The sequence below is a fragment of the Streptomyces sp. ALI-76-A genome (genome assembly GCF_030287445.1).
Taxonomy (GTDB): Bacteria; Actinomycetota; Actinomycetes; order Streptomycetales; family Streptomycetaceae; genus Streptomyces.
The window spans coordinates 2,083,503-2,095,267 of sequence record NZ_JASVWB010000002.1; the positions used below are offsets into that span (position 1 = coordinate 2,083,503).

10 protein-coding genes and 2 pseudogenes are annotated in these 11,765 nt (G+C 72.0%); 4 read left to right on the forward strand and 8 right to left on the reverse strand.

The window, feature by feature from the left end:
* Positions 1-26 precede the first annotated feature (26 nt).
* From QQS16_RS10335 to QQS16_RS10345, 3 genes and pseudogenes are all read left to right on the forward strand, one after another.
* A pseudogene (locus QQS16_RS10335) lies at positions 27-776 on the forward strand (FMN-binding protein); the annotation flags it as partial.
* Between the two features lie 111 nt (positions 777-887).
* A pseudogene (locus tag QQS16_RS43930) lies at positions 888-1,109 on the forward strand (FMN-binding protein); the annotation flags it as partial.
* 55 nt (positions 1,110-1,164) lie between these two features.
* Positions 1,165-1,905, forward strand: coding sequence for an FAD:protein FMN transferase (locus tag QQS16_RS10345; protein WP_286066279.1), 741 nt, complete (start codon positions 1,165-1,167; stop codon positions 1,903-1,905).
* Positions 1,906-2,122: 217 nt separating this feature from the next.
* On the opposite strand, the gene QQS16_RS10350 is transcribed toward QQS16_RS10345, so the two are convergent.
* From QQS16_RS10350 to QQS16_RS10375, 6 genes are all read right to left on the reverse strand, one after another.
* Positions 2,123-2,662, reverse strand: coding sequence for an arginine repressor (locus tag QQS16_RS10350; protein WP_286061328.1), 540 nt, complete (start codon positions 2,660-2,662; stop codon positions 2,123-2,125).
* Positions 2,663-2,681: 19 nt separating this feature from the next.
* A complete protein-coding gene (locus QQS16_RS10355; protein ID WP_286061329.1) occupies positions 2,682-3,869 on the reverse strand; it encodes an acetylornithine transaminase in 1,188 nt (395 codons plus the stop codon).
* Entirely contained in the window at positions 3,866-4,774 is a 909-nt protein-coding gene (gene argB, locus QQS16_RS10360) for an acetylglutamate kinase (RefSeq protein WP_286061330.1), read from the reverse strand. The genes QQS16_RS10355 and argB overlap by 4 nt, the downstream gene beginning before the upstream one ends.
* Entirely contained in the window at positions 4,771-5,922 is a 1,152-nt protein-coding gene (argJ, locus tag QQS16_RS10365; protein WP_286061331.1) for a bifunctional glutamate N-acetyltransferase/amino-acid acetyltransferase ArgJ, read from the reverse strand. The genes argB and argJ overlap by 4 nt, the downstream gene beginning before the upstream one ends.
* Positions 5,923-6,010: 88 nt before the next feature.
* Positions 6,011-7,039: an N-acetyl-gamma-glutamyl-phosphate reductase gene (argC, locus tag QQS16_RS10370; RefSeq protein WP_286061332.1), complete on the reverse strand. Its 1,029-nt coding sequence runs from the start codon at positions 7,037-7,039 to the stop codon at positions 6,011-6,013.
* A 186-nt stretch (positions 7,040-7,225) separates the two neighbouring features.
* Complete coding sequence (locus QQS16_RS10375) at positions 7,226-9,709, reverse strand: alpha-L-arabinofuranosidase family protein (RefSeq protein ID WP_286061333.1); 2,484 nt, start codon at positions 9,707-9,709, stop codon at positions 7,226-7,228.
* Positions 9,710-10,267: 558 nt separating this feature from the next.
* Between QQS16_RS10375 and QQS16_RS10385 the strand changes: the two genes are divergently transcribed.
* Positions 10,268-10,657, forward strand: coding sequence for a DUF6314 family protein (locus QQS16_RS10385; RefSeq protein WP_502963897.1), 390 nt, complete (start codon positions 10,268-10,270; stop codon positions 10,655-10,657).
* Here QQS16_RS10385 and QQS16_RS10390 read toward each other — a convergent pair.
* Together QQS16_RS10390 and QQS16_RS10395 are read right to left on the reverse strand one after the other, a co-directional pair.
* The gene (locus QQS16_RS10390; protein WP_286061334.1) at positions 10,639-11,232 is read right to left on the reverse strand and encodes a histidine phosphatase family protein; all 594 of its coding nucleotides are present in this window, start codon (positions 11,230-11,232) and stop codon (positions 10,639-10,641) included. The genes QQS16_RS10385 and QQS16_RS10390 overlap by 19 nt on opposite strands.
* 69 nt (positions 11,233-11,301) lie before the next feature.
* Positions 11,302-11,748: a GNAT family N-acetyltransferase gene (locus tag QQS16_RS10395; protein ID WP_286061335.1), complete on the reverse strand. Its 447-nt coding sequence runs from the start codon at positions 11,746-11,748 to the stop codon at positions 11,302-11,304.
* Between the last annotated feature and the right edge of the window lie 17 nt (positions 11,749-11,765).

The following is an 11,765-nucleotide window of genomic DNA, read 5'->3' on the forward strand; positions in this document are numbered from 1 at the left end:
ACGGGATTTCAGGAGCTGTTGAAGCGATGAGGAAGAGTCACCCCGTCCGACGTGTCGTTCTGGCGACCGCCGCCACCGTGTCCGGTGTCGTGCTGCTGCTGACGTTGAAGCCGTCGTCCGACCCGGCCGCGGCCGCGGGCGGCGCGGCGTCCCCGCCGGCGGCAGGACAGGAGTCGGCCCAGGGCGGCGCCCAGGCCACCGCGTCCGGCACGTTCACCGGGGACGCGGCCAAGACCCAGTACGGTGCCGTCCAGGTCCGCATCTCGGTCAGCGCCAACAAGATCACCAAGGCTGAGACCGTGCAGGCGCCCAAGGGCGGCCAGAGCGACCAGATCACCGCCAACGCCGTCCCCAGGCTCAACCAGGCGGTGGTCGCCACGCAGAGCCCGGACATCGACGCGGTGTCCGGCGCCACCTACACCAGCACCGGCTACAAGCAGTCCCTCCAGTCGGCCATCGACAAGGCGAACGCCGCGGCCGGCGCCGGGTCGTCCCAGGACTCGGGCAGCGCCCAGGCCAGGACCGTCACCGGGGACGCGGCGCAGACCCAGTACGGGGCCGTCCAGGTCCGGATCACGGTCGCGGGCGGCAAGATCACCAAGGCCGAGACCGTCCAGGCGCCCAAGGGCGGCCAGAGCGACCAGATCACCGCCAACGCCGTCCCCAAGCTCAACCAGGCGGCCGTCGCCGCCGGCACCGCCGACATCGACGCGGTCTCCGGCGCCACCTACACCAGCGCCGGTTACAAGAAGTCCCTCCAGTCGGCGCTGGACCAGGTGGACGCGGCTCCGTCCGAGGGCGCCGGCCAGGACCAGGGCTCGGACCCCGCTCCGGCGTCCAAGACCGTCACCGGGGACGCGGCGCAGACCCAGTACGGGGCCGTCCAGGTCCGGATCACGGTCGCGGGCGGCAAGATCACCAAGGCCGAGACCGTCCAGGCGCCCAAGGGCGGCCAGAGCGACCAGATCACCGCCAACGCCGTCCCCAAGCTCAACCAGGCGGCCGTCGCCGCCGGCACCGCCGACATCGACGCGGTCTCCGGCGCCACCTACACCAGCACCGGCTACAAGCAGTCCCTCCAGTCGGCGCTGGACCAGGCCGGTGGCTGACACGGTGGCCGAATCGGCACAGGCTCCCACCGCGGTACGTCATGCGGAGGAGGTCATGGGGACGGTCTTCTCCTTCGACGTCCGCGGCGGGGATCCCGATGCCGTGCGCACCGCGCTGCGGGAGGCGGTCGCCGGGCTGCACCGGGTGAACGAGGTGTTCACCACCTACCGCGACGACAGTCAGGTGTCCCGGCTGGCCCGGGGCGAGCTGACCGTCGAGGAGTGCGACCCGCTGGTCGCCGAGGTGCTCGGGCTGGGCGCCGAGGCGGAGCGGGCGAGCGACGGCTGGTTCAGCATGCGTTACGAGGGCCGCCTCGACCCGACCGGCATCGTCAAGGGCTGGGCGGCGGAGCGGGCGGCACGGCGGATGGCCGAGGCCGCCGGAGTGAGCGGCGTCAGCGTCAACGGCGGCGGCGACGTACAGCTGCTGGGCGTACCCGGATCGGCCAGGCCCTGGCGGGTCGGCGTCTCGGACCCGTTGCGCCCGGGCGGACTGGCGGCGGTGATCTCGGCGGCGGGCGCGGCCGAACTGGCCGTCGCCACCTCCGGTACGGCCGAACGCGGCACTCACATCGTCGACCCTCGCACGGGCCGCTCCGCGGTGACCGACCTGGTCGCGGTGACCGTCGTGGCACCGCAGCTGACCTGGGCGGACTGTTGGGCCACGGCGGCGTTCGCGATGGGCTCGCGGCAGGCCCTCGGCTGGCTGGAGTCCCTGCCGGACGTGGAGGCCCTGCTGATCACGGCGGGCGACGAGGTGCGGTGCACGGGGGGCCTGGCAGCCCGCCTCGGGTGAGTCGAGGCCGGTGAGGGGCGGGGGAACCGCACAGGCGGCCGACACCGGCGGCCCGTGCCCCCGCCTCGGGTAAGTGAAGGCCCAGGACGGACACGGGGCACCGCACAGGCGGCCGACACCGGCGGCCCGTGCCCCCGCCTCGGGTAAGTGAAGATCCAGGACGGACACGGGGCACCGCACAGGCGGCCGACACCGGCGGCCCGTGCCCCCGCCTCCCTCAGTGCCCGTTCTGCGCCGACCGCAGCAGATGGTCCGCCAGCGCCTGCCCCCCGGCCGGATCCCGGCTGATCAGCAACAGTGTGTCGTCGCCGGCGATCGTCCCCAGGATGTCGTGCAGTTCCGCCTGGTCGATCGCCGAGGCCAGGAACTGGGCCGCCCCCGGGGGCGTCCGCAGGACCACCAGGTTCGCCGAGGCCTCCGCGGAGATCAGCAGCTCCGCGGACAGCCGCCGCATCCGCTCCTCCTTCGCCGACCCGCCCAGCGGCACCCGGGGGGTGCGGAAACCGCCCTCGCTCGGCACCGCGTAGATCAGGTCGCCGTCGGTGTTGCGGATCTTCACCGCGTTCAGCTCGTCCAGGTCCCGGGAGAGCGTCGCCTGGGTGACGCTCAGCCCGTCGTCCGCGAGGAGCCTGGCCAACTGGCTCTGGCTGCGCACCGGTTGCCGGTTGAGGATGTCCACGATCCGGCGGTGCCGCGCGGTGCGGGTCTGCGGCACGGCAGGCCCGGCGGTCTGCTCGTGCTCCTGCGCCTGGCTCATCGTCGTCCCATTCCCCGGATCATCCGTCCCCCTTGGCCACGTCCAGGATGCCGGGCAGCGCCTGGAGCAGCGCGTCCACCTCGCCGTCGCGGAGGTTCAGCGGCGGCATGAGCCGTACGACCTCGGGGGCGGGCGCGTTCACCAGGAAACCGGCGTCCTGAGCCGCCTGCTGCACCTTCGGCGCGAGCGGCTCGGTGAGCACGATACCCAGGAGGAGGCCGGCACCCCGGACGTGGTCGATCAGCGGGTGGCCCAGCGCCTCGACACCGTCGCGCAGCTTCTCGCTCTGGCGCTTCACGTTCTGCAGCAGCCCCTCGGCCTCGATGGTGTCGAGGACGGCGAGCCCGGCGGCGCAGGCGACCGGGTTGCCGCCGAAGGTCGTGCCGTGGTGGCCCGGTCCGAGCAGTTCCGCGGCCCGGCCGAAGGCGATGGTGGCGCCGAGCGGCAGCCCGCCGCCGAGTCCCTTGGCCAGGGTGACGACGTCCGGCAGGACGCCCTCGTGGGCCTGGTACTCGAACCAGTGCCCGGTCCGGCCGACCCCGGTCTGCACCTCGTCCAGCACCAGCAGCGAGCCGGTCGCCGCCGTGATGGCCCGGGCCGCCTTGAGGTAGCCGGCCGGGGGCACCACGACCCCGTTCTCGCCCTGGACCGGCTCGATGATCACGAGCGCGGTGTCCTCGGTGACCGCGGCGGCCAGCGCCTGCGGGTCGCCGTACGGCACGTGGGTCACGTCACCGGGCAGCGGCAGGAAGGGATCCCGCTTGCCGGGCTGGCCGGTCAGGGCCAGGGCACCCATGGTCCGGCCGTGGAAGCCGCCGTCGGTGGCGACCATGTGGCCCCGCCCGGTCAGCCGGCCGATCTTGAACGCGCCCTCGTTGGCCTCGGCCCCCGAGTTGCAGAAGTACACCTTGCCGTCGCGGCCGAAGTGCTGGAGGAGCCGTTCGGCGAGCGCGACGGGCGGCTCGGCGACGAACAGGTTGGAGACGTGCCCGAGGGAGGCGATCTGCCTGCTGACGGCCTCGACGACCGCCGGGTGGGCGTGGCCGAGCGCGTTGACGGCGATACCGCCGACGAAGTCGAGGTACTGCTTGCCGTCGGCGTCCCACAGCCTGGTGCCCTCACCGCGCACGAGGGGCAGCCGCGGCGTGCCGTAGTTGTTCATCAGCGCGCCCTGCCACCGCTGGGTGAGCTCGGCGTTGCGGGTCATGAGTCCCCCTCGTCGGTCGTGTCCGGCACGACCATCGTGCCGATGCCCTCGTCGGTGAAGATCTCCAGCAGGATCGAGTGCTGGACCCGGCCGTCGATGACGCGGGCGGTGGTGACGCCGTTGCGCACGGCGTGCAGACACCCCTCCATCTTCGGCACCATGCCGGAGCTGAGGTCCGGCAGCAGCTTCTCCAGCTGGGACGCGGTGAGGCGGCTGATCACCTCGTCGCTGTGGGGCCAGTCCTCGTAGAGTCCCTCGACGTCCGTGAGGACCATGAGGGTCTCGGCACCCAGCGCGGCAGCGAGTGCCGCAGCCGCCGTATCAGCATTGACGTTGTAGACATGGTGGTCGTCCTGGCTCCGGGCGATCGAGGAGATGACCGGGATGCGGCCGTCCGCCAGCAGCGCCTCGATCGCGCCCGTGTCGATGTCGGTGATCTCGCCCACCCGCCCGATGTCGACCAGTTCCCCGTCGATCTCGGGCTGGTGCTTGACGGCGGTGAGGGTGTGGGCGTCCTCGCCGGTCAGCCCGACGGCCAGCGGCCCGTGCTGGTTGAGCAGTCCGACCAGCTCGCGCTGGACCTGCCCGGCCAGCACCATCCGGACGACGTCCATGGCGTCCTCGGTGGTGACGCGCAGGCCCGCCTTGAACTCGCTGACGATGCCGTGCTTGTCGAGGGCGGCGCTGATCTGCGGGCCGCCGCCGTGCACGACGACGGGCTTGAGGCCGGCGTGGTGCAGGAAGACGACGTCCTGGGCGAACGCGGCCTTGAGACCCTCGTCGATCATGGCGTTGCCGCCGAACTTGATGACGACGGTCTTGCCGTTGTGCCTCACCAGCCAGGGCAGCGCCTCGATGAGGATCTGCGCCTTGGGGAGCGCGGTGTGCTTGCGGGTGGTGCTCATGATGAGTACGCGCTGTTCTCGTGGACGTAGTCGGCGGTGAGGTCGTTGGTCCAGATGGTGGCCGTCTCGGTGCCGGCGGCGAGGTCGGCGACGACGTGCACCTCGCGGTAGCGCATGTCGACCGTGTCGCGGTCCTCGCCGACGCCGCCGTTCTTGCACACCCAGACGCCGTTGATGGCGACGTTCAGCCGGTCCGGTTCGAAGGCGGCCCGGGTGGTGCCGATCGCCGAGAGCACCCGGCCCCAGTTGGGGTCCTCGCCGTGGATCGCGCACTTGAGGAGGTTGTTGCGGGCGATGGAGCGGCCCACCTCGACGGCGTCGTCCTCGCTCGCGGCGTTGATCACCTCGACCTTGATGTCCTTGCTGGCGCCCTCGGCGTCCCGGATCAGCTGCTGTCCGAGGTCGTCGCAGACGGCGCGTACGGCCTCCGCGAACTCCTCGTACCCGGGGCTGGCCGCGGAGGCCCCGGAGGCCAGCAGCAGCACGGTGTCGTTGGTGGACATGCAGCCGTCGGAGTCGACCCGGTCGAAGGTGACCTTGGTGGCGGCGCGCAGGGCCCGGTCCAGGGTGGCGCTGTCGAGGTCGGCGTCGGTGGTGAGGACGACCAGCATGGTGGCCAGGCCGGGGGCGAGCATGCCGGCGCCCTTGGCCATGCCGCCGACGGTCCAGCCGTCCTTGGTGACGACGGACGTCTTGTGGACGGAGTCGGTGGTCTTGATGGCGATGGCGGCCTTCTCACCGCCGTGCTCGCTCAGGGCCCCGGCGGCCTGCTCGACTCCCGGGAGCAGTTTGTCCATCGGGAGCAGGATGCCGATCAGGCCGGTGGAGGCGACGGCGACCTCACCGGCGCCGAGACCGAGCACCTCGGCCACCTTCTCGGCGGTGGCGTGGGTGTCCTGGAAGCCCTTGGGCCCCGTACAGGCGTTGGCGCCGCCGGAGTTGAGGATCACGGCGGACACCTGGCCGCTCTTGAGTACCTGCTCGGACCACAGGACCGGCGCGGCCTTGACGCGGTTGGAGGTGAAGACGCCGGCGGCGGCGCGGCGGGGCCCGGTGTTGACCACGAGGGCCAGGTCCGGGTTGCCGTTCTCCTTGATCCCGGCGGCGATGCCCGCGGCCGTGAACCCCTGTGCTGCCGTGACGCTCACTGCATCTCCTCGTTCGCTTCTCCGCCCGTGCGGCGCAGCGGTGCGGCTTTCGTCGTCGTCCGCGGCCCGGTGGCCGCACGCGCGTCGCTCACGGTGCGACTCCGATCGTGGAAAGACCGAGCTCCTCGGGAAGCCCGAGGGCGATGTTCATGCTCTGGACGGCACCGCCCGCGGTGCCCTTGGTCAGGTTGTCGATGGCGCTGATCGCGATGATGCGGCCCGCGGCCGCGTCGTACGCGACCTGCACCTGAACGGCGTTGGAACCGTGGACGGACGCCGTGGCGGGCCACTGCCCCTCGGGCAGCAGGTGCACGAAGGGCTCGTCGGCGAAGGCCTTCTCGTAGGCCGCGCGCACGGTCTGGGCGGTGACGCCGGGGCGGGCCTTGGCGGTGCAGGTGGCGAGGATACCGCGGGGCATCGGCGCGAGGGTCGGCGTGAAGGAGACGCTGACCCGCTCCCCCGCCGCCGCGCTGAGGTTCTGGATCATCTCGGGCGTGTGCCGGTGGCCGCCGCCGACGCCGTACGGCGACATGGAGCCCATGACCTCGCTGCCCAGCAGGTGCGGCTTGGGCGCCTTGCCGGCGCCGGACGTCCCGGACGCGGCGACGATCACGGCCTCCGTCTCGGCGAGTTGGGCGGCGTACGCCGGGAAGAGGGCGAGCGAGACGGCGGTCGGGTAGCAGCCGGGCACCGCGACGCGCCTGGACCCCTCCAGCGCGGCGCGGCCACCCGGCAGTTCGGGCAGGCCGTAGGGCCAGGTGCCGGCGTGCGGGGAGCCGTAGAACGTCTCCCAGTCGGCCGCGTCCGCGAGCCGGAAGTCGGCGCCCATGTCGACGACGAGGACGTCCGGGCCGAGCTGCTCGGCGACGGCGGCGGACTGCCCGTGCGGCAGTGCGAGGAAGACGACGTCGTGTCCGGCGAGGACGTCGGCGGTGGTCTCCTGGAGCACCCGGCCGGCCAGCGGCAGCAGGTGCGGCTGGAGCGCGCCGAGCCGCTGACCCGCGTTGGAGTTGCCGGTCAGGGCACCGATCTCGACCTCGGGGTGCGCCAGGAGCAGCCGCAGGAGTTCCCCGCCCGCGTATCCGCTCGCTCCGGCCACTGCCGCACGTACCGCCATGGAATCCATCCTCCTCGTGATGGCATGACTATACGTTTCGCTGCACGTTTATGCAATCTGCCCCGGCGGAACCATGATCTCTCCACCCGGCTCTCCCTACCCACGGCCGGCTCCCTTCATGGGCGTGGATGAGCGCACGCGGGCGTGGGCCGCCGCCACCGAGGCAGCGGCCCACGCCGGAACCGGCTACCTCTGCCTGATCCGCAGGAAGGTGATCGAGTTCGCCGGGAAGGTGTACGTGAACCGGGCCGCCACCCCGGAGACGGTCGAGGAGACCGGCGCCACCGCCGTGGACGTCTGCGTGTTCACCGCGTCCGGCGCGGCGGTCAGCGTGGTGGCCTTCGCCGTGGACGCCACCTTCGCGCCGCCCAGGTCGATCGCCGTGCGGGCGGCCGAGGACTGCGCGTTGACGACCTTGACGATCAGGTCACCGGTCTTCTTGTCCTCCGTGACGACCTGCCGGAACGGCTCGGCCGGCTTGTCGTCGGTGAAGCTGCCCCACTCCTGGCCGTCGAGGTAGAGGGTGACCTGCCGGCCCCGCACCTCGATGTCGATGTCGTAGGCGCGGCCCGTCTCGATCGACCCGGCCTTGGAGAGCAGTGTCGACTTGCCGCCGTCCACGGCCTGCTCGACGGCGGACTGGGTGTTGTTCCAGCCGCCCAGGTTCCACCAGTAGTAGTTGCCGGTGTCCTTGACCCCGAAGGCGACGAGGAAGCCCTCCTTGCCGGACTTCTTGGTGGCCTTGACGTGCAGGTCGTAGTCGTGCCAGGACGGGTCGCCGGCCGAGACCATGGTGTTCTCGGCGGCCACGTCGGTCTGCACGTACTGCCCGTCCTGGACGCTCCAGGCGCCACCCCCGGTGTGGGTCCACCGCGAGGCGTCACCGCTGAAGTCGTCGCCGAACAGGGCCGTCCCGTCCGCACCCGTCACCCGCACGTCGTCGTACGCCGCCGTCGTCGCCCAGGTCGACAGGCCGACGGCGCCGGTGATCGGGCCCATGAGCGACGGGGTGCCGGTGGCCGTCGAGGGCACCACCCGGTCGCCGACGTTGGTCATGAACAGCTTCTGGACCTCGTAGTTGGCGGAGTTCCAGGAGGCGTGGTTGTTGAACCACACCATGTCCGGGCTCCACTGCACATAGTCCTCGTTGGCGAACAGCGGGGCGTACGAGGCTAGCTCGACGATGTCCGCGTTGCGCTCCAGGCCGGTCATGAACGCGGCCTCGGCGAGACCGTTCTTGAAGGCGTTGCCCTGGGAGGCGTACTCGCCGAGGAAGACCTTCGGGCCGCCGCGGTCGTAGGAGTCGTAGCGGTCGTTGTTCTGGAGGAACCACTGCGGGCTGTTGTAGTAGTGCTCGTCGACCATGGCGACGTCCGCGTCCCGGTTGAGCTGCCAGGCCGTGTCGAAGGTCGAACCGCTGTCGTCCGGGCCCGAGTTGGAGACCACGGTGATGTCCGGGTACTTCGCCTCGATCGCGGTGCGGAACCGCTTGAACCGGGCCATGAACTCGACGGGGAGGTTCTCCTCGTTGCCGACCCCGATGTGGGTGAGGCGGAACGGCCTCGGGTGGCCCATCGCGGCGCGCTTCCCGCCCCAGGTCGAGGTCGCCGGTCCGTTGGCGAACTCGATGAGGTCGAGGGCGTCCTGGATGTGCCGCTTCAGCAGCGCCTCGTCGTCGGTGGCCTTGTTCTGGCCGCAGCCGGTCACCAGGGCCGGGACCACGGGCAGGGGCATCGCGCCGACGTCCTCGGCGAAGCGGAAGTACTCGTAGTAGCCGAGCCCGTAACTCTGGTTGTACCCCCAGAAGTTGGCGTTGGTGGCACGCTCCTCGACCGGGCCGATGGTGTCCTTCCACTGGTAGGCCCGCTTGCGCTGGTACCCGGAGGCCTCGCTGTAGTCCTCCATGGAGCCGGTGTTGACCAGGCAGCCGCCGGGGAAGCGCAGGAAGCCCGGCCGGAGCGCGGCGACCTTCTCGGCGAGGTCCTTGCGCAGGCCGTTCGGCTGGTGCTTGTAGGTGTCGCGCGGGAAGAGGGACACCATGTCCAGCGCCGCGTCGGCCGAGGAGGCGACGGTGAGGCGGCCGGTGGAACTGGTGCGGGTCGCGGTGAGGGTGGCGGTGTACTTGGCCCAGCCGCTCTTGCGCACGGCCACCCGGCGGGCGGTGGCCAGGGTGCCGTCGGCGTCCTGGAGGCCGACCGTGAGGGTGGTGCCGCCGGTGGCGCGGGCCCACACCGAGAAGTCGTACTTCCTGCCCTCGGCCACGTGCACGCCGGTGTTGTAACCGGCGTTGGTCACGGCCGAACCGGCGGTGACGGACAGGTAGGTGCGGTTGCGGTCGTTGAGCCGGCCCTCGTCGTTCAGGGCGTGCGCGGTGCCCTCGACCGACCAGGAGGTGAGGGGCGTGTACGAGGCGTTGTCGGCGGTGGAGTACTCGAAGGACCGGTTCTGCACCAGCTCGGCGTACAGACCGCCGTCCGCGGCCCGGTTGATGTCCTCGAAGAAGACGCCGTACATCGTGTCGTCGATCTTCGCGCCCTGGGCGGTGGGATCGACGGTGATCGCGTAGTCGGTGACGTCCTCGGCGTGCGCGGGTGCCGGGACGAGGCCGGCCGCCACCAGGAAGGCGGTGGCCGTGAGACCGAGTCTCCAGCGGGTGCGGGTGCGTGACATGGATACTCCGCGGCTCGAAAGGGGGCGAGGTGCGACTGTTCGAAATATCAGACGATGATCAGAACTTCGAACGGCAAGATAGGGAGGGGGCAGGGGCGCGTCAATGGGTCGCGCAGGGACGGACGGGACGGGGAGCGCAGCGGGATGGGCGAGTTCTGGCCAGTACCGGACGTACTGGCGTACCTGGCTGGGAGCTGGCGGGTGCGGAGGTCGGTGCGGGACCTGGCGAGCGGCGACGAGGGCCACTTCACCGGCACGACGACTTTCGGCCCGCTCGAGGACGGCGGATCACCGCGCCACGAGTCCCACTCCGACCCGTCGGAGGACGGCGGATCGCCGCACCGCACGCCGGGTGTCGGCCCGCCGGCCGACGGCGGGCTGCGCCACCACGAGGCCCGCTTCGACCCGCTGGAGGACGGCGGGTCGCCGCACCGCACGCCGGGTGTCGGCCCGCCGGCCGACGGCGGGCTGCGCCACCACGAGGCCCGCTTCGACCCGCTGGAGGACGGCGGATCGCCCCGCCGCGCGTCAGGCGTCGGCCCGCCGGCCGACGGCGGGCTGCGCCACCACGAGGCCCGCTTCGACCCGCTGGAGGACGGCGGGTCGCCGCACCGCACGCCGGGTGTCGGCCCGCCGGCCGACGGCGGGCTGCGCCACCGCGAGGCCGGCACGTTCGTCTGGCAGGGCGTCCCCCGCCCCGCCGAGCGGACCCTGCTCTTCCTCCGCGGCGACCGGCCCAGCAGGACGGACGTGCGGTTCGCCGACGGCCGTCCCTTCCACGGCCTCGACCTGGCCGGCGGGCACCACGTCGCCGACCATCCCTGCTCGGCCGACCTCTACCGGGGCGAGTTCACCGTCCACGACCGGGACCACTGGCGGACCGTGTGGCGCGTGCGCGGCCCCGCCAAGGACCTCGTGCTGACGACCGACTACGTCCGCGAGCCCTGAGCGGTCCCGCCGTCGAAGCGGAGGTTCCAGCGGCCCGCCCGGCCCATGACGACGGTCGTCGACAGGGGCCGTACGTCGATGTTCCAGTAGGTCGCGGGCGGCGCGCCGAGGACGTGCACGAGGGCGGCGCGGATCACCGAGGGTTCGGCCACGGCGACGATCCGGCCCCCGTCCTCGACGGGCCGGGTGTCGAGCCAGCTCCCGACCCGCGCGACGAAGTCCACCAGCGACTCGCCGCCGTGCGGGGTGGCCCGCGGGTCGGTGAGCCAGGCGTCCACCGCCTGCGGCTCACGCGCCATCGCCTCACCTAGGGTCAGTCCGCGCCAGCGCCCCATGTCACAGTCGCGCAGGGCGAGCTGCACGAGCGGCCCGTAGCCGAGGGCCTCCCCGGTGACGCGGCTGCGCGGGGCCGGTGAGCAGTAGCGCAGCTCGGCCGCCGCGAGCGGGATCAGGTCGTGGGCGACGCGCTGCACCTCGTCCCAGCCGGCCTGGTCCAGCGGACGGTCGTCCTCGAAGCGCTCGGCCAGCAGTGGGGAGCTGCGCGCGGAGGCGACGAACGTGACCCGTAGTTGCATGCGGCGATCGTGAGACGCGGAAGTCCGCAGGTCAAGAGGTGTTACCGGGGATTTATCCGGGCGGGTCGGCTAAGGCTCCAGGGCCATCCACTGATCCGGCCGCGCCAGCGGCACGAACCCGAGCTTCCGGTACACCCCGTGGGCGTCGTGCGTGACGAGCAGGATCCGCCGCAGCCCGTAAGGCCGCAGATGGTCGCGCACCGCCCCGGCCAACGCGGTACCGATCCCCTTGCCCCGCACCGACCGGTCGACGTAGACGTCGCACAGCCACGCGAAGGTGGCCCGATCGGTCACGACCCGGGCGTAGGCCACCTGCTCCCCCGAAACCGTCGCGTACACGCCGAAGTTGAGGGACCCGTCGATCGCCCGGTCCTGCCGCTCCCGCGGACGTCCGAGCGCCCAGTACGCGTCGGTGGACAGCCACCGGTGCACCCGCTCGGCGTCGACGCGGTCGGTGTCGGTGGATATCTCGTAGCCCTCGGCGAGGCGCGGGGTGTCGGTGTCGGTGTCGGTCATGCGGGGAGGTTCGCAGG